The sequence below is a fragment of the Solibacillus sp. R5-41 genome (assembly GCF_002736105.1).
In the GTDB taxonomy this organism is placed as follows: Bacteria; Bacillota; Bacilli; order Bacillales_A; family Planococcaceae; genus Solibacillus.
Genome location: NZ_CP024123.1, coordinates 4,013,327 through 4,031,495, shown reverse-complemented (window position 1 = coordinate 4,031,495; position 18,169 = coordinate 4,013,327). Strand labels below are relative to the sequence as shown.

17 protein-coding genes are annotated in these 18,169 nt (G+C 37.5%); 12 read left to right on the top strand and 5 right to left on the bottom strand.

Annotation, left to right across the window (positions count from 1 at the left end):
* Positions 1 to 106: 106 nt before the first annotated feature.
* Both thrB and thrC read right to left on the bottom strand, forming a co-directional pair.
* Positions 107 to 1,009 carry a homoserine kinase gene (thrB, locus tag CSE16_RS19905; protein WP_099425477.1) on the bottom strand — a complete coding sequence of 301 codons (903 nt, stop codon included), beginning with the start codon at positions 1,007 to 1,009 and terminating at the stop codon, positions 107 to 109.
* Positions 1,006 to 2,064: a threonine synthase gene (gene thrC / locus CSE16_RS19900; protein WP_099425476.1), complete on the bottom strand. Its 1,059-nt coding sequence runs from the start codon at positions 2,062 to 2,064 to the stop codon at positions 1,006 to 1,008. Before thrC ends, thrB begins: the two co-directional genes overlap by 4 nt.
* Positions 2,065 to 2,263: 199 nt before the next feature.
* Here thrC and CSE16_RS19895 point away from each other — a divergent pair, with 199 nt between their 5' ends.
* The 3 genes from CSE16_RS19895 (at position 2,264) to CSE16_RS19885 (ending at position 5,987) form a co-directional block, all read left to right on the top strand.
* Positions 2,264 to 3,505: an MFS transporter gene (locus CSE16_RS19895; RefSeq protein WP_099425475.1), complete on the top strand. Its 1,242-nt coding sequence runs from the start codon at positions 2,264 to 2,266 to the stop codon at positions 3,503 to 3,505.
* Between the two features lie 532 nt (positions 3,506 to 4,037).
* On the top strand, positions 4,038 to 4,892 hold the full coding sequence (locus CSE16_RS19890) for a MurR/RpiR family transcriptional regulator (protein ID WP_099425474.1): 855 nt from the start codon (positions 4,038 to 4,040) through the stop codon (positions 4,890 to 4,892).
* Positions 4,893 to 5,060: 168 nt separating this feature from the next.
* On the top strand, positions 5,061 to 5,987 hold the full coding sequence (locus CSE16_RS19885) for a manganese-dependent inorganic pyrophosphatase (protein WP_099425473.1): 927 nt from the start codon (positions 5,061 to 5,063) through the stop codon (positions 5,985 to 5,987).
* Between the two features lie 74 nt (positions 5,988 to 6,061).
* Here the strand turns inward: CSE16_RS19885 and CSE16_RS19880 are convergent, their stop codons facing one another.
* The gene (locus CSE16_RS19880; RefSeq protein ID WP_099425472.1) at positions 6,062 to 7,450 is read right to left on the bottom strand and encodes an FAD-dependent oxidoreductase; all 1,389 of its coding nucleotides are present in this window, start codon (positions 7,448 to 7,450) and stop codon (positions 6,062 to 6,064) included.
* A gap of 173 nt (positions 7,451 to 7,623) precedes the next feature.
* Between CSE16_RS19880 and CSE16_RS19875 the strand changes: the two genes are divergently transcribed.
* Both CSE16_RS19875 and CSE16_RS19870 read left to right on the top strand, forming a co-directional pair.
* Complete coding sequence (locus CSE16_RS19875) at positions 7,624 to 8,328, top strand: DsbA family oxidoreductase (protein ID WP_099425471.1); 705 nt, start codon at positions 7,624 to 7,626, stop codon at positions 8,326 to 8,328.
* Between the two features lie 119 nt (positions 8,329 to 8,447).
* Complete coding sequence (locus CSE16_RS19870; protein ID WP_099425470.1) at positions 8,448 to 9,086, top strand: NAD(P)H-dependent oxidoreductase; 639 nt, start codon at positions 8,448 to 8,450, stop codon at positions 9,084 to 9,086.
* An 86-nt stretch (positions 9,087 to 9,172) separates the two neighbouring features.
* Here CSE16_RS19870 and CSE16_RS19865 read toward each other — a convergent pair whose 3' ends face one another.
* Positions 9,173 to 9,517, bottom strand: a complete 345-nt coding sequence (locus CSE16_RS19865; RefSeq protein ID WP_099425469.1) for a DUF2500 domain-containing protein — start codon at positions 9,515 to 9,517, stop codon at positions 9,173 to 9,175.
* A gap of 25 nt (positions 9,518 to 9,542) precedes the next feature.
* The gene (locus CSE16_RS19860) at positions 9,543 to 10,067 is read right to left on the bottom strand and encodes a YceI family protein (protein ID WP_099425468.1); all 525 of its coding nucleotides are present in this window, start codon (positions 10,065 to 10,067) and stop codon (positions 9,543 to 9,545) included.
* A gap of 189 nt (positions 10,068 to 10,256) precedes the next feature.
* Between CSE16_RS19860 and CSE16_RS19855 the strand changes: the two genes are divergently transcribed.
* The 7 genes from CSE16_RS19855 (at position 10,257) to CSE16_RS19825 (ending at position 18,131) form a co-directional block, all read left to right on the top strand.
* A complete protein-coding gene (locus CSE16_RS19855) occupies positions 10,257 to 10,562 on the top strand; it encodes a winged helix-turn-helix transcriptional regulator (RefSeq protein ID WP_099425467.1) in 306 nt (101 codons plus the stop codon).
* A gap of 82 nt (positions 10,563 to 10,644) precedes the next feature.
* On the top strand, positions 10,645 to 11,556 hold the full coding sequence (gene murB, locus CSE16_RS19850) for a UDP-N-acetylmuramate dehydrogenase (protein ID WP_099425894.1): 912 nt from the start codon (positions 10,645 to 10,647) through the stop codon (positions 11,554 to 11,556).
* Positions 11,557 to 11,718: 162 nt separating this feature from the next.
* Positions 11,719 to 12,486, top strand: coding sequence for an exodeoxyribonuclease III (locus CSE16_RS19845; protein WP_099425466.1), 768 nt, complete (start codon positions 11,719 to 11,721; stop codon positions 12,484 to 12,486).
* An 87-nt stretch (positions 12,487 to 12,573) separates the two neighbouring features.
* Positions 12,574 to 14,973, top strand: coding sequence for a penicillin acylase family protein (locus CSE16_RS19840; RefSeq protein WP_099425465.1), 2,400 nt, complete (start codon positions 12,574 to 12,576; stop codon positions 14,971 to 14,973).
* Positions 14,974 to 15,221: 248 nt separating this feature from the next.
* On the top strand, positions 15,222 to 15,566 hold the full coding sequence (locus CSE16_RS19835; RefSeq protein WP_099425464.1) for an ArsR/SmtB family transcription factor: 345 nt from the start codon (positions 15,222 to 15,224) through the stop codon (positions 15,564 to 15,566).
* A gap of 5 nt (positions 15,567 to 15,571) precedes the next feature.
* On the top strand, positions 15,572 to 17,686 hold the full coding sequence (locus tag CSE16_RS19830; RefSeq protein WP_099425463.1) for a heavy metal translocating P-type ATPase: 2,115 nt from the start codon (positions 15,572 to 15,574) through the stop codon (positions 17,684 to 17,686).
* 166 nt (positions 17,687 to 17,852) lie between these two features.
* Entirely contained in the window at positions 17,853 to 18,131 is a 279-nt protein-coding gene (locus tag CSE16_RS19825; RefSeq protein ID WP_172954409.1) for a late competence development ComFB family protein, read from the top strand.
* The last annotated feature ends 38 nt before the right edge of the window (positions 18,132 to 18,169 follow it).

The window sequence follows — 18,169 nt, the reverse complement described above, 5'->3', positions numbered from 1 at the left end:
TTTCACATAGGGTAATTTATACCCCAAATTGGTGAAATCTATGCGGGTAATTAAATAAAAGGAGCATTTTGATGTTAACCAAAATGCTCCTTTTAATATAGCGACTTTATAAAAGTTCAGTCACCGTAATACCCTCATTATCGGCGCTTGTTAAAACAATGTCATGCTCAGGGAATTGTGTGCGCATCGTACTTACAAACTGATTCGCAATCGTAGTCGGGACTATTGAAATAAGTGTCGGGCCAGCGCCACTTAAAGCTGTTCCATACGCACCAGCTTGCTTTGCGGACTCTCGAATTTCTATATAGTTTGGAATAAGCTTTGCTCGGAATGGCTCGTGGAATAAGTCAGCTTCCATATATCGACCGATACGCTCATAATCTTTTGCAACGAAAGAGGCTGCAAGCATGTTTGCATGGGCACTTGCACGGACGGAATAGCCACGGTCAAGTTGATCAGGCAAAACATTGCGTGAATCGGCTGTTTTTAATTCAACATCTGGAATAAAAACAACAAATGCCACGTCTAAATCATTAATACGAATGGTATCTACAATGCCGCTTTCATCCATAGAAGAAATGGTTAATCCACCTACAACAGAAGCCGTTGCATTGTCAGGATGACCTTCTATTTGCGATGAAATATTCAACTTGTCTTGTGTCGACAAATTGAGCTCACATAAAATATTCGCTAGTTCTATGGCAGCCACAATCGCAGCGGCACTACTACCTAAACCTCTCGCAAGAGGCAGCTCACTCTTCATTTCTATTTTACAAGGGCGTAAGGTGCGTTCATATTGAAGAGCCACTTGCTTAGCAATTTGATAAATTAAATGCGTTTCTACGGTCGTATCCATTGGAACATTTTCCCCAATATGAACAAATTCCCACTCGTCTTGTAAACTTACATTTAATGTTAAGTAAAGTGATAGACTAAGCCCAATTGAATCAAAACCAGGACCTAAATTGGCTGTGCTACCAGGTATTGAAATTTGCCATTTTGTTCTCATAGTGAAAATACGCCTTCGATATAGCTACGAATTTCTTGCTCATCATTTTTTAATGAAACAAGATCAACTGAAGAAACATTCATTGCAGTATCAGGATCTTTTAAGCCATTTCCAGTAAATACAGTAACGACACGACTACCTAGTGCAATTTTACCTGCCTTTACTGATTTTATCACACCTGCTAATGAAGCAGCTGAACCAGGCTCAACAAAAATACCTTCTTTACCAGCGATTAGTTTGTATGCCTCTAAAATTTCCTTGTCTGTTACGGAATCGATAATACCGCCAGATTCATCACGAGCCGCTTCAGCGAACTTCCAACTAGCGGGGTTTCCTATACGGATTGCAGTTGCCACAGTTTCCGGATTTGCAATGGGTTCGCCTTTTACGATTGCCGCAGAACCTTCCGCCTCGAAACCATACATTTTTGGTAAGCCACTTTGTTTTGCTTCATTATATTCCTTGAAACCTTTCCAATACGCTGTAATATTCCCCGCATTTCCTACTGGAATACATAAATAATCAGGTGCTTTGCCTAATTGATCTACGATTTCGAATGCTGCCGTTTTTTGGCCTTCAATTCGGAATGGGTTTACAGAGTTTACAAGTGCAATCGGAGTTGTTTCTCCAATTTTTCGAACAATATTTAATGCATCATCGAAATTTCCGTCAATTTCAATGATTTTAGCACCGTACATACAAGCTTGAGCCAGTTTTCCTAGTGCCACTTTGCCTTTTGGAATGACAACGATGGACTGAATACCAGCGCGTGTTGCATATGCTGCTGCGGCTGCTGAAGTATTCCCTGTCGATGCACAAATGACAACTTTTGAACCTTCTTCAATAGCCTTTGCTACAGCAAAAACCATACCGCGGTCTTTAAATGAACCAGTTGGATTTGCCCCTTCAATTTTACCGTACAATTCAATTCCTAATTCCTTTGATAAGTTGACTAAATGGATGAGCGGTGTATTCCCCTCATTTAAAGTTAATGCAGGTGTATTTTCAGTTACGGGTAAAAATTGTTTATATTCTTCTATAAGACCTTTCCACATAGAAAATTAGCTCCTTTTGTTCTCGTAGGATGAACATTTGTTTTTATATACAAGACATTTTAAACCTATAGCTAGGTGATTTCAATAGGAAACGAAAAATTGTCTAAACTATTCGATAAATAAATTGAGAGTTGTCACTTTTAAGAAACAATTGTATAGTATTATTAATATGACACATGTAAAGACACGTAGAAGGGATATGAGTAAAGTGGAAGCAAATAATAGTCAAACAAAGCCCCTTTCACGTAACAAGCTTTTAGGTGTTGCAGGTGTAGGATGGATGTTCGATGCAATGGATGTTGGTATTTTATCCTTTGTTATTGCAGCATTGGCAGTGGAGTGGAATTTAAATAGTACTGAAATGGGGTGGATTGGAAGCATTAACTCCATCGGTATGGCAGTTGGTGCACTAGTATTTGGTGTGTTAGCAGATAAAGTGGGACGCAAACAAATTTTTATGTGGACACTTATTTTATTTTCAGTTGCTAGCGGATTATCAGCGTTTACAACAACACTCACTGCATTTTTAATATTACGCTTTTTTGTGGGGATGGGACTTGGAGGAGAACTACCAGTTGCGTCAACATTAGTTGCTGAAAGTGTAAAGGCAGAGGAGCGCGGAAGAGTAGTCGTTTTATTAGAAAGTTTTTGGGCAGGTGGTTGGCTAATTGCCGCAATTATATCTTATTTTGTTATTCCAGCAGAATTTTGGCCGATTGATGGTTGGCGTGTTGCATTATTATTAACGGCATTACCAGCATTTTATGCAATCTATATTCGTATAAAATTACCGGATTCACCACAATTCAGGGTAAAAGCTGAATCAAAAAAACGATCTATCTTTCAAAACATATCGGAAGTATGGTCAGCAAAATACGCTCGTTCTACTTTGATGTTATGGATTTTATGGTTTGCAGTTGTATTTTCATATTACGGCATGTTCCTTTGGTTACCGAGTGTAATGGTAGGTAAAGGATTTGATTTAATCTCAAGCTTTAAGTATGTGTTAATTATGACGCTGGCTCAGTTACCAGGTTATTTTACAGCTGCTTGGTTTATCGAAAAGTTTGGTCGGAAATTTGTATTAGTTACTTATTTATTAGGGACAGCAGCAAGTGCCTTTGTATTTGGTGGCGCAGAAACGGTAACAGCATTATTAATTTCAGGTATGCTTTTATCTTTCTTTAATTTAGGTGCTTGGGGAGCATTATACGCTTATACTCCTGAGCAATACCCAGCGATTGTCCGTGGAACTGGAGCAGGAATGGCGGCATCAATCGGACGTGTAGGTGGTATTTTTGGTCCGTTATTAGTAGGTACATTGCTGACGAAGGGCTATGATATTAGCTACATTTTCACGATTTTCTGTGTGGCCATTGTTATTGGCGTGTTGACCGTTATCTTTTTAGGAAAAGAAACAAAACAAACAGAGCTACTATAAGTAAAAATGATAGGAAATAGCATGAAATTAAAAACTCACCATTTCGAAATTTGAGATGGTGAGTTTTTTGATGTGGAGTCAGTTGATTACCATGATAGGTTTACTCCATGCCAACTCAACCAAATCACACCTATTAAAAATGATACTTTTAACATAGAGGATTATTTGATTGAGGTGGAAAATAGTGTATAAATTTTTGGTGTGTTCTATGTAAAATAGCCTGTTGAAAATTAGGTTTTTTGTCTTAATTTTGTCTTTGTTAAACATGAAATATGCATTATGTTAATACCTATTAATATAATAAGTATAGTATATTCTTATTAATTCTCTATTTAATTTTAAAAACATTACAATTTTTTGTCAATTTTATACATATAGTACTTAATTCTCTGTGAAGATACAGTTTTTTCAGAAAACTCGTTGAATTCGATTAATATTCATGTTAATGTATTTTTTATTGTATAGAGAATATGGAATTAGGATTCGGGAAGCAATTGGTTGAAATTAAATAGAGAAAGGGTAGAGATATAGGATGAGAATTTGTGAAGAAATAAAGAAGAAATTTATTCACTTATCAAAAGGGCAACGTAAAGTGGCTCAATTTATAATGGATAATCCAAATGTTGTCGCGACACAAATTGCTTCTGAAGTTGGAAGACAAGCGGGTGTGAGCGAATCAACTGTCATTCGCTTTTGCTATGCGATGGACTTATCTGGATTTAGTGATTTGCAAAACAAAGTCAGAGAAAATCTGATTCATAACGGCGAAACGTCACTTAAGAAAAAATCAGCTCCAGTTTCAAAAGTAGAGAATAATGTCTGCTCGGCTATTGTTAAACAAAATATTGATGGCATTTCAAAGACATTTAATCAGCTGAACGAACAGCAATTTGAAGAAGTCGTTCAACTTTTGCACAGTACAAAAAAGGTGCACCTTTTAGGATTTAGACAATCAGCTCCTGCGTCATTTTGGTTATATAATAACATGGCTATGTTGCGAGATCATGTTTATTTTATTGAGCATGAAGCGGATAAAATTGTTCAACAGCTTACGTTAATGGATGAAGATTCGTTACTCATTATCATCTCGTTAGACGATGAATACGAGGATATTATTACAACTGTTGAAATTGCTAAAAGAAAGAAAGTCAAAATTGTTGCGATTCGTGATAAAAAGCTTATTGCTGTTAAAGAACCCGCGGACAAAGTATTGATTGTGCCTTCAGCTCAAGAAGGTGGCGCAACATGTACAATTGTTATTTTCGCATTGCTACATGCATTAGTAGAGTCAATGGTCATTCAAAATCCAAAGCAATATGAAGGGTTTCGTAAAAAACTAATTAAAGAATATAAAAGTGCAAAATTAATTGAAATTGGTAAACGATAAAAAAACGTAAAGGTGTAGGTGCCGTTACGTTTTTTGTATGTATTACAATTCGTGATGAAAATAGTAACGGTTGATTTGCTTTCATCAATTATAATCTTCTATTTTTTTCAACGACACGAATATGTTAAAATAGAGGACGAAATAGTTTTTATTATAGGAGGCTCAATTATGAGTAAAGTTTTAGTTTTCGGACATAAAAATCCAGATACAGATACAATTACATCCGCGATTGTATATGCGTATTTAAAGCAACAAATGGGTGTGGATGCAGAAGCAGTTCGCCTTGGTGAAATTAATAATGAAACGCAATTTGCGCTAAATAAATTCGGCTTTGAAGCACCTCGTTTAATTGGAAATGTAAAAGACGAAGCACAGCAAGTTATTTTAGTAGATCATAATGAATTCCAACAATCTGCAGAGGGTATTGAAGCGGTACAAATCACAGAAGTAATCGACCACCATCGTATTGCAAACTTCCAAACAGCAGATCCATTATATTTCCGTGCTGAGCCAGTAGGGTGTACAGCAACGATTTTAAATAAAATCTTCAAAGAAAATGGCGTAGAGATCCCAGCAAATATCGCTGGCTTAATGTTTTCTGCCATCGTTTCTGATACATTATTATTCAAATCACCAACTTGCACAGACCAAGATGTAAAAGCGGGTGAGGAGTTAGCAAAAATTGCAGGCGTTGATGCTGCAGAGTACGGCTTAGCTATGTTAAAAGCGGGTGCTGACCTTTCGGATAAATCATTGGAGGACCTTCTATCATTAGATGCAAAAGGCTTCGAGTTCGGTGCTTTTAAAGCAACTGTTGCACAAGTGAATGCAGTAGATATTGAGGATGTCCTAGGTCGTCAAGAAGAGTTAGTAAACTTATTAAATAAAGATGTTGCAGATAACGGATTAGATTTATTCTTCTTTGTTGTAACAGATATTTTAAACAATGATTCTACAGCAGTTGCGGCTGGACAAGTTGCAGAAGCAGCAGCAAAAGCATTTGGTGCAACAATCGAAAACGGTCGAATTGTACTTCCAGGTGTTGTATCACGTAAAAAGCAAATCGTTCCTGTGTTAACTGAAGGATTAAAATAATAAAAAAATCCGGTGCTTTCTCGAAATTAGAGGTAGCACCGGGTTTTTTTCATATCGAAATGTGAGGTAATTTTCTACATTTCACCTTGCCCATGTTTTAACTTTTTCATGTCTAATGGATAAACGGCCGGACCTTCAATTACTTGTCCGTGTTCATCATACCGTGAGCCATGACATGGGCAATCCCATGTGCGGTCGCCTTCATTCCATCTTGTTTTACAACCGAGATGTGTACAGCGGGGCGCATTTGTCCGTGTCACATGACCTTTAATAAATTCCTTACCAATAAAGCCCCCCGTTTGAATCATAAAATATAGTTTATTGCCGAAGCTAGAGCGGCTTGGTGAAAATAACTCTGTTGCAGGATGCGGTGTTTTCGAAATTAAGTTACTCAAAATTTCCCCTGCAACGAGTGCTGTCGAAAGTCCCCATTTATTAAACCCCGTTGCAATATATAAGCTATCATCATTTGGTGACAACTGCCCAATATAAGGAACTTTATCGGGCGTCTGAATATCTTGAGCACTCCAACTATATTTCGGTGCAGGAAGACCAAATTGAGTTTGTAATTCCGTGCTGAGCGTAGTATAAAATGGTTCCGTATGCGTGACGGTTCCAGCGGTATGTGAGCGGCCACCATAAACAAAATAGGGTACGTTATTAATGAGCGCGGTACGAATTGTCCGACTTTGTTCATCAATACTAATATATTGCTCCTGTAATAATTGCGTACACTTCGTAGCAGTCAAATAGGAGCGATTTACTTGAAGTTTTACACTATATAAACGTCGAATGGATTCAATAGGATAGTGCGTGCATAATAACAACTTTTTATAGTGAATGTCATGTCCGTGTTCGGTCGTTACACATTTTTTACTTGAATGAATTTGCGTGACGCGTGTGTTTAAAAAGATTTCGGCTCCATGCTGTCTAGCGAGCTGTACAAAGTGTTGTGCAAAAAGGAAGGGATTAATTTGACCTTCATCCTTCATCCCAAGTGCTAATTCTGCGGATAATGCTAGCTCTGTTTCATTTGTTGCAACGTAGGGAATCCCTATTTTTTTATAACATTCTGCCTCAGCTACTAATTGTTCCTTGCCTAAAGAAGTACCCGTATATAAAAAAGAGGTAGCACGTGAAAAACTTGGGGGATTCGTTTCGAGTGCTCGTTCAATTGCTGAATGGTTGGCTTCATAATAAAGCTTACCTTGATCCGTTGTTAATGCAGAATAAATTAAGCTATGCTGCGCAGTTAATTTGCCTGTTGAAAAGGCGGTTGTACCATAGGAAAATTCACTAAGCGCTTCGATTAATACGACATGGAAGCCCTTTTTGGCTAATAAATATGCATTGTAAATTCCGTTTAGCCCCCCTCCAATGATACAAATATCACAATGAAGGGATTGCTTTAATGATGGAGCAGAAATCGTTGGAACATTTTCTAACCAGAGCGACTGTTTCAAAGTATCACCTTTTTATTTTTTAGGATGATGAAAATGTTGGTGTTTTATACAAAATTCTTATTAGTGGATACTAAAATATTCGTTATGAAAGGAATTTGTGAGGGGAGCGCGATTCACTTAATGTACATATTTTCCTTATTTCGATACAATACAGTACGAGGAGAGTGAAACAGATGAAAATTGAAGTTTGGTCAGATTATGTATGTCCATTTTGTTATATTGGTAAAAAACAATTAGAAATCGCATTGCAACAAACAGGTTATGAACAGGCGGTAGAGATTGAATATAAAAGTTATTTATTAGATCCAAGTACACCTGTTGATGCTTCAGAATCGATTTATAACGACTTACAACAAAAATATAATATGTCTTTTGAAGAAGTGAAAAATATGGCAGACAACGTTGCGGAACGCGCAAAAAATGTCGGGTTAGATTACAATTTTGATGATATGAAAACGGCTAACACAGTGAAAGCTCATCGTTTATCGAAATGGGCCGAGACACAAGGAAAAGGAAAAGAATTTACAGAGTTTGTGTTAAAAGCGTATTTTTTAGAAGGGCAAGCAATTGGGCAAGCAGATGTTTTATTAGCTCTTGTGGAAAAAGCAGGTTTACCAACTGACGCAGCAAAAGAAATTATCGCAGGTGATCAATTTGAAGATGAAGTACAGCAAGATATTGCTACAGCACAGCAACTAGGCGTGCGCGGCGTACCATTTTTCGTTATTGATAATAAATACGGCATTGCAGGAGCGCAACCACAAGAAGTTTTTGAGAAAACAATTGAAAAAGCTGCACAAGAAGCGGGCTTAAGAAAACCTTTAAATATGCAGGGCGGAAATGGTCCAACCTGCACAGATGATTCTTGCGATATTTAATTTCAGACTAAAGTATGAAGGTAATCTAATTGCTTTTTTTAGGTTACTTTTATATTATAGAAAAGTACCTCGAATTTGAGATATATAAAACTAGGATAAATAAGGAGAATTAACATAGTATGAAAAACGTATTAGTAATTAAAGCAAATAACCGTCCAGATGGCGTATCAACTAAAATGTATGAAACATTCGTAGCAGAGGCTTCAAAAGTAGAAGGTTTATCGATTTCAACTTTTGATGTATTTGAAGAAAACTTAGAATACTTCGGTCAAGAATTATTCAACGCTTTCGGTAAAGCACAAAATGGTGAAGTATTGTCAGTTCGTGAGCAAGCTTCAATTGAATCATTCAACAAATCACGTGAAGTGTTAACAGCTGCTGACGTAGTAGTATTTGCCTTCCCATTATGGAACTTAACAATTCCTGCTGCGTTACAATCATTTATTGACTACACTTACGGTGCAGGCTATTCATTCAAATATGATGAGAATGGTAACTTAGTAAGCTTAATGACAGATAAAAAATATATTGTATTATCAGCTCGTGGTGGGATTTACTCAACACCAGAGACTGCTCCAATGGAAATGGCTGCAACATATATCAATATGGTTGTTGGTGGCGTTTATGGTATGACAAAAGTGGCTGAAGTAATCATCGAAGGTCACAATGCAAACCAAGCAGAAGCTGCAAACATTATCGAAGCAGGTTTAGCGCAAGTTAAAGAAGTTGCACAAAAATTAGCTACAGTAACTGCTTAATCGTTTTATAAAAAAGCTTCTCGCATTAATTTGCGAGAAGCTTTTGTTATTTATGGCTATTACGATAAACTATATGACAAATCATATTACTTCTGTCGCTCAAACGATATGAGACGACTACCTTGGAAAGCTAATACGCCTAAATCCTTCTCAACAAACTGCCCAAACTGCTCCCCCTTTACTTTGAACTCCATTCGATCGCCACTTTGTACTTCGAATGTGACAAAGTAAGTTGTATAAGAGTGGTCGCCTTGTACGGTAGTTCTTTTAGTAACTACTTGTGCAGGGACAGAAAGCAATGGAGAATTATTATTTTTGATGCTCTGATTAATGTTAGTAAATACTCTGAAAATGATAATTCCGAATACTGTAACGAAACCGAGCGAAACAATTACAGGAATAATTGAAAAAAATCCATCATCGATAAACATATAAACCTTCCTTTTCCTTTTAAAATTATAATGGATTTATCTCCAGTTCAACATTGATTTGAACATTTTCGTCGATTAAAAACCCACCGGATTCGAGTGTAGATTTGTATGTTAAGTTAAAATCCTTCCGATTGATAATGGTTTGGCAAGAAAAGCCGTAAGCATCTGTGTTCCATGGGCTTTTGACATGTCCTGAATAAACGACATCAAAAACCACTTCTTTTGTAACGCCTTTAATCGTTAAATCACCAATCAGCTTAATGTTTGTATTGTCACCTTCAGATGCCTTTTTGATAAACGTAATTTTAGGATATCGATCGGCATCAAAGAAATCTGCAGAAACTAGATGGTGATCACGTGAATTATCGCGTGTATTAATACTAGCAACATCCAAGTCAAAGCGAATGTCAGCGTTTTTAAAATCCTCAATTTGTTCCATTTGCAATTGAGCAGAATACGAATTAAATACCCCGTGAATTTTCGAAATCATCATATGTTTGATTGAAAAGTTAATAGATGAATGCATAAAGTCAATAGCATATGTAGTCATAGTATCTCCCCTTGATAATTCATACTGGCATATATATCCATCATAAAATACTTGGATATTAATTACAATGATGATTAAAAAGTAAGCTACTAACTATTCGTAATTTGTCTAAAGTGTTAAAATAAAGTACGGAAAGTGTACAATTTACTAATTTTCAGTGTATAGAATTAAAACATAGAGGTGAAAAACGTGAAAGAAACAGCATTATGTCCACGTTTATCAAAGGCGATGGAGCTTGTCGGAAAACGCTGGACAGCATTAATTATTTATCAATTATTAGATGGTCCACAACGTTTTAATGCGATTGAATCATCCTTGCCAATTAGTGGTCGCTTATTATCAGAGCGTCTCAAAGAATTAGAAAAGGAAGGAATTGTAGAACGTAACGTTTTTTCTGAGGTTCCAGTTCGAGTAGAGTACTCATTAACAGAAAAAGGACAGTCTCTTGAGCAAGTAGTAAGGGAAATTGAGGAATGGTCGAAAAAATGGTTATAGCGATACAGTTTTACTTGTAAAAAGAACGGTAAAAACAGATACTAAAGAAGTACTGAGCTTTACAAGAAAGGAAATGGCTTTTATGACAATGAAACAATGGGAAATAGATTTAGCACAGTGGGTTCAACCACATAATATAAAACGAAATGAATCGTTAAAAAAATATACGATGACAAAACTTGGTGGCAAGGCAGATCTACTTGTTTTACCAGAAACAGAGGAGCAAGCAGCAGCTGTTGTTAAATATGCTGTTGAACATCAAATTCCCCTACTTATGTTGGGTAATGGTTCGAATATGGTTGTTCGTGATGGTGGTATTCGCGGTATTGTAATAAATTTTGCTTTATTAAATGAGGTCCACATTGAGGGAGATACTGTATTAGTGCAAAGTGGTGCGCTTATTAAAGAGGTATCAAAAATGGTAGCTGCTCAAAGTTTAACTGGCTTTGAATTTGCATGTGGTATTCCTGGTTCAATTGGCGGTGCGATGGCGATGAATGCTGGTGCATATGGGGGCGAAGTGAAAGATATCGTTACATCTTGCACAGTGATCACACCAGAAGGCGAGCGAATTACTTTAACAAATGATCAGCTTGAACTTGCCTATCGAAAAAGTATTATATCGAAAAATGGTTATTATGTACTTTCGGCAACGTTCCAATTAGCGCGCGGTGATCAACAAGAAATTGATGCAAAAATAGCGGATTTAACTTATCAGCGTGAATCAAAACAGCCGTTAGAATATCCATCTGCCGGAAGTGTATTTAAACGCCCACCAGGACACTTTGCTGGGAAGTTGATACAAGACAGCGACCTACAAGGAAAAGGTGTTGGCGGAGCAGAAGTTTCTACAAAACATGCAGGCTTTATTATTAATAAAGACAATGCATCGGCAACGGACTATATCGAAACTATTAAAATGGTGCAAAAAGTTGTAAAAGAAAAATTTAATGTAGATCTTGAGATGGAAGTTAAAATCGTCGGCGAAGATTAAAAAGAAGGCACTTTTCGTACAAACGTAAAGTGTCTTTTTTTATCTTCTTTCAGTGTGTGTTCAAATACCAGCTGAATAGAGGAACTCTGGCTAAAGAAGCACAATTCAAAATCTGGACAAGAGTTAGCCAAGGTGTAATTGATTAATGAAAGGAAGAGGACAATGAAGTTTATTTCGTGGAATGTAAATGGGATACGAGCATGTGTGAAAAAAGGCTTTTTGGATTATTTTATGGAAATGGACGCAGACTTTTTTTGCATTCAAGAAACAAAGTGCCAAGCAGGACAAATTGAATTACAACTAGAGGGATATTTTCAATATTGGAATTATGCACAGAAAAAAGGGTACTCAGGAACGGCTATTTTTACAAAGCATGAGCCACTCAATGTTTTTTATGGTGTAGGAGAAGAAGAGTCAGAAGCAGAAGGACGAATTATAACATTAGAATACGAACATTTTTACATAGTTAATGTGTATACACCGAATGCACAGCGGGATTTGGCGCGACTGAATTTTCGACTCCATTGGGAAGACAAGCTCGCACTGTATTTAAAGGAGCTTGATGCGAAAAAGCCTGTCATTTATTGTGGGGACTTGAATGTTGCACACGAAGAAATTGATATTAAAAATGCGAAATCAAATAAGGGTAACTCAGGATTTACGGTGGAAGAGCGTGGAAAGATGACAGATTTATTGGCGAGTGGCTTCAACGATACATTCCGACATTGCCACCCTCATGAAACTGACCATTTTACGTGGTGGTCTTACATGAATAGTGTGCGCGAAAGAAACATAGGTTGGCGTATCGATTATTTCATCCTATCGAATCGTTTAATAGAAAATATTGAAGAAGCAAGCATTCATCCACAAGTTTTAGGAAGCGACCATTGCCCGATATTACTAAAATTAAGTTCAAACATTAGAAGGTAAATAGAATTGCAGGGTTTTGTCAAAATGTGTGGAAATGAATAGTAATTGATTTCCAAAGGGGTTACATAGACAAAAGGGGTGGGTTAAATGGCAGGACAGACGACAAAATCCAAGAAACGTAATCTGTTAAAAATAGCAATGTGGGTTATTGGGATACTCATTGTTATCGGTGGTGTAGCGGTAGCAGGCTTACAAATATACCTTTCGCAATCAAAGCCGTTAATTAAAGGCGAAGCGGTTGTTTCAATTTTGGAAAGTGATGTAAAGGTAACGCGTGACGAGGTAGGGGTGCCGCATATTGTGGCTCAATCGGATGCTGATTTATATCGAGCACAAGGGTATGTACAAGCACAGGATCGCCTATTTCAAATGGATTTAGCGCGTCGTCAAGCAAGCGGTAACTTAGCAGAAGTAATTGGGGGAGCCGCGGTAAATACAGATAAATATTTCCGTACATTTAGTTTACGTCATGCAGCAGAACGCTCATGGGATGGCTATGATGCCGAGTCTAAACAAATTTTAGAGTGGTTTGCAGAAGGGGTTAATGCTTTTATTGATGAAGTAAAGGGAACGAGCAAGCTATCTTATGAATTTAAGGTGCTCGGTTATACACCAGAGCCATGGACACCATTGGATTCTTTAACAATTGGTAAGTATATGGCGTATGATTTAGGGGGCAACTGGAATCAGCAAGCGTTTCGTTCATGGGCATTACAAAATTATACACTAGAGCAAGTAGAAGAATTATTTGTGGAATATCCTGAGGAAGCAAAATCGATTATTGAAGCCAATTTAAATATAAAAACAAATGTGGCAACAGCCTTTACAGCCGATTATTTACCCCCAGAATTTAATGGAAGTAATAACTGGGTCGTTTCAGGTGAGCTCACAGAATCAGGGAAACCATTGCTTGCGGATGATCCTCATTTAGGATTAAGCACACCGTCGATTTGGTATCAAATGCATTTGCAATCACCAGAGCAAAATGTAAGTGGTGTTATTTTCGCTGGGATTCCAGGCATTATTTTAGGGCATAACGAAGAAATTACTTGGGGTGTAACGAACGTCAATCCAGATGTACAGGATTTATATATCGAAACGCCAAACCCAGAAAATCCATATCAATTTAAATATGATGGACAGTGGGAAGATGCAACTGTTCGCCAAGAGCCGATTAAAGTAAAAGGTGGGCAAACGGTTGATTTTGAAGTGGTGGAAACGAGACATGGTCCAATTATTTCGAACATTATAACAAAAGAAACAGAAGTAAAAGAACTGTTTTCGATGCAATGGACAGCATTGCAATCAACACAAGAATTAAAAGCAATTTTAGGTTTTAACAAAGCGACGAATTGGGATGAATTTGAGCTTGCTTTAGAAGATTTTAAAGCGCCGGCTCAAAACTTTGTATTTGCTTCAACAGATGGACAAATCGCCTATAAGGCAAATGGTTTAGTGCCAATCCGTAAGCAAGGTACAGGTGCACTACCAGTACCGGGTGATTCTTCTGCCTATGGTTGGGGAAGCTATATTCCGTTTGACGAATTACCAACAGTGATCGATCCAGAACAAGGCTTTATAGCAACGGCAAATAACGAAGTCATCGGAAAAGAATATCCGTATCATTTGTCAAATCTTTGGGCGCAGCCATATCGTTATGAACGAATTGTAGAAATGATTGCAGATGAAAAAGCAAATAAGCAAATAAAACTAACGGCAGAAGACATGAAAAAAATGCAGATGGATAAGAAAAACCTACATGCTGTGGAATTTTTACCGAAATTTTTAGAAACCATTAAAGCGCAAGATTCGGAAGGTAAATATAAAGAGGCAATTTCGCTGTTAGAAGAGTGGGAGTACTATGATAATCAAGAACAAGGTGCACCGCTTATTTATCACTTCTTATTTGAAAATATGAAAAAGGAATTATTTGAAGATACTATGCCAGCGGATATTTATAAAATCATGCCAGCTAAAGCGCAAATTACAAATGATATGCTACGAGATGCGTATGCCGGTAGTCCAGGTGTTTGGATTACGGAAGAGGGTGGATTAGATGAATTTGTTTATACTGCATTTGAAGATACGATTGCGAAAATACAAGATAAATTCGGGAAGTCCGTGTCAAAGTGGCAATGGGGTAGCTATAGTCAGCTTACGTTTAACCACCCATTATCAAGTGCTTCAGATTTATTGGCTAGGTACTTAAATCCAAAAAAGTTGCCAGTAGGCGGATCGAGCGTTACCGTTCAAGCGGCTGCTGAAGATGGTAAAGGAAACGTTAATCACGGAGCGTCATGGCGTTTCGTAGCGGATTTACAAGATTTATCCGCAGCCGAGCACATAGTAGGTCCTGGTCAAAGCGGTCACGTAAAATCAAAATGGTACGATAATCAAGTATCCAACTGGGTATCTGGTAATTACCATAAAACCAAAATTAACGGTGAATTAGACACAGGCTATGAGCTCTTATTGAAAGCCCAATAATAATCGGCAGTAGCATAAAATAAATCTACTATGAGGAAAAAGGTATTTCAACTTTGTGTTGAATACCTTTTTTGTATTGGGGTGAGTGCCTTCTATGCCCCCCACCAGCTAAACAAGTTCTAGAAGAAAGATACTAAAACTTTTATAAAAAAATCCCCACATTGCCCCGAACATTCAAACGCCCATTTGAATAAGATGAATCAATAAGTTATAATACAATCAAACAAACATTTGAATGAGGTGATGAAGTGACAAAGGAAATTTGTGAAGTAACGAAGGTTAATGAAGAAGCAGTACAACGTGTGCAACAACAAATGCCAGAGCTTTCAAAAGTTGCCCAATTTTTAAAGGCACTAGCAGACGAAACACGCTTAAAAATTGCGTACGCATTAACGATAGAAAAACGACTATGCGTATGTGATGTTGCGGCGATTATTGGCTCAAGTACAGCAACTGCCTCCCATCATTTACGCTATTTAAAAGAGCATGCCTTAGCAAAATCAACACGTGAAGGAAAATTGATGTATTACTCATTAGCGGATGACCATGTTTATCAAATTGTTACAATTGCATATGAACATTCAAGGGAGTGAAAGGGATGGCACAAAAGACAGAACAATTTCGATTAGAAAATTTATCTTGTGCGAATTGCGCAGCGAAATTTGAACGTAATATACGTGAAATTTCTACTGTGGAAGAGGTGCAGCTAAATTTTGGTGCAGCAAAGTTAACCGTTACAGGTGAGGTAACGGTTGCACAGTTAGAAGAGGCTGGAGCATTTGACGGCATAAAAGTAGCTTTAGCAAATGAACGGAAAAAGGTAAATTCGATTCCATTCTACAAGCGAAAAGAAAATCTATTAGCCGCCTTTTCACTTATCTTTGTTTTCTTTGGTTTGATCGCGAGCTTTACAAAAGGGGAAGGCCATCTTATCGCGAATAGTTTATTTGCAATCGCCATTGTTGTAGGTGGGTTACCTATTTTCAAAACGGGTATTAAGAATTTGAGAAACCTAGAATTCGATATGAAAACGTTAATGACGATTGCCATTATTGGTGCAGCCATTATTGGGGAATGGCAAGAAGCAGCGATTGTTGTATTTTTATTTGCGGTAAGTGAAGCGTTAGAAGCCTATTCTATGAACAAAGCGCGTCAATCGATTTCACAGCTGATCGATATTGCACCTTCTACCGCACTCATTAAACGAGCACATGGCGGGCATTTCCACGAAATGGAAGTGGCAACTGAAAATATTCAGATTGGCGATATTTTAATCGTCAAGCCAGGGCAAAAAATTGCAATGGATGGGATTGTAATCGAGGGCGTTTCGACGGTTAATCAGTCAGCCATTACAGGGGAGTCTATTCCTGTAACGAAAACGGTTGAAGATACGGTTTTTGCAGGCACACTGAATGAAGAAGGTGCGCTTGAAATAAAAGTTACAAAGCGTGTAGAGGATACAACGATCGCGAAAATTATTCATTTAGTAGAAGAGGCCCAAGCTGAAAAAGCTCCTTCACAAAAATTCGTCGACCGCTTTGCCAAATATTATACACCGGCTATCATGTTAGGCGCGTTATTAGTTGCGGTTGTTCCAGGGTTTATAACGGGTGATTGGCAACATTGGATTTATCAAGGGCTCGCGGTATTAGTTGTTGGTTGTCCATGTGCGTTAATTATTTCAACTCCAGTTGCGATTGTTACGGCCATCGGGAATGCTGCTAAACAGGGCGTATTGATTAAGGGTGGCGCGTATTTAGAAGAGCTTGGTCGTATTCAAGCAGTAGCATTTGATAAAACGGGTACATTAACAAAAGGCCAGCCAGAAGTAGTTGCGGTTTTAGCAGAAGAAGGACAAAATGAGCAGCAATTATTAGCGCAAATTGCCGCAGTAGAGAAAAAATCACAGCATCCATTAGCACGCGCAATTCTTTCTAAAGCATTTGAGCAAAAAGTCCATATTCCAAGCGTAGAAAACTTCCAATCCGTAATGGGTAAAGGGGCTTATGCAAGTGTTAATGGCCAAATGATTTATGTAGGAAGCGTTAACTGGATTCAAACAATCGTTCCAATTTCACCAAAGCTACATCATGTCATCGAAAAATTTGCATCAGAAGGAAAATCGGTCATAATTGCAGCCAATGAAACAGCTCTACTTGGCGTCATTGCTATTGCTGATCAAGTGCGTGACGAAAGTAAAGAAGTTATCAAAGTACTCCATGAAAATAAAATTCGTCATACGGTGATGTTGACAGGGGATGCATCCCAAACCGCAAACAAAATTGCTGAGGAACTACGCATTGATGATGTGCGCGCTAATTTATTGCCAGAAAACAAATTACAAGCGATGAAGGAGTTACAACAGCAGTATGGCACGGTTGCGATGATTGGAGATGGTGTCAATGATGCTCCTGCATTAGCGGCAGCTAATATTGGTATCGCCATGGGTGGCGCGGGGACGGATGCCGCCTTAGAAACCGCTCAAGTTGTGTTGATGAGTGATGATTTAACAAAATTACCTTATACGATTAATTTAAGTAAAAAAACAGTAACGATTATTAAGCAAAATATTATTTTTGCCTTAGGTTTAAAAGTAATTGCGCTATTGTTAGTAATACCAGGTTGGCTGACATTATGGATTGCTATATTTGCAGATATGGGTGCAACTTTACTCGTTATTTTAAATTCACTACGATTATTAAAAATGAAATAGGATAAAATAAAAATAAGCATAATGTTATGAGAATCGGTTATAGCATAAATATGCTGAATATAGAAAATCTTTACGAAGTGGAACTGAAATAATTGAGTTATTTCAATGAACGGTATATGATTAGGAGTAACATAAAACCAACAATTGAATGAGGCGAAAGTAAGAAATGTCGAATAGTATATTGGTAAATGTGATGGAAGAAATTGTTCGAGGACTTGTTAATTTTTTGTTGCACGGTGTAGAATATCAAACATTTTGCCATTGTGAGCAATGTGAGATGGATGTTAACGCGATTGCATTAAATGTATTACCAGCAAAATATATAGCCTCACAAAAATCAAGAGATATTGTATTTGAACAACTAAACACTCCAGAAAATATCGAAGAAATAAACAAGCAAATTATTCGTGCACTTCATATAGTGAGTCGATATCCAAGACATTAAAAAAGAGCCTTCTTCATTGAGAAGAGGGCTCTTTTACC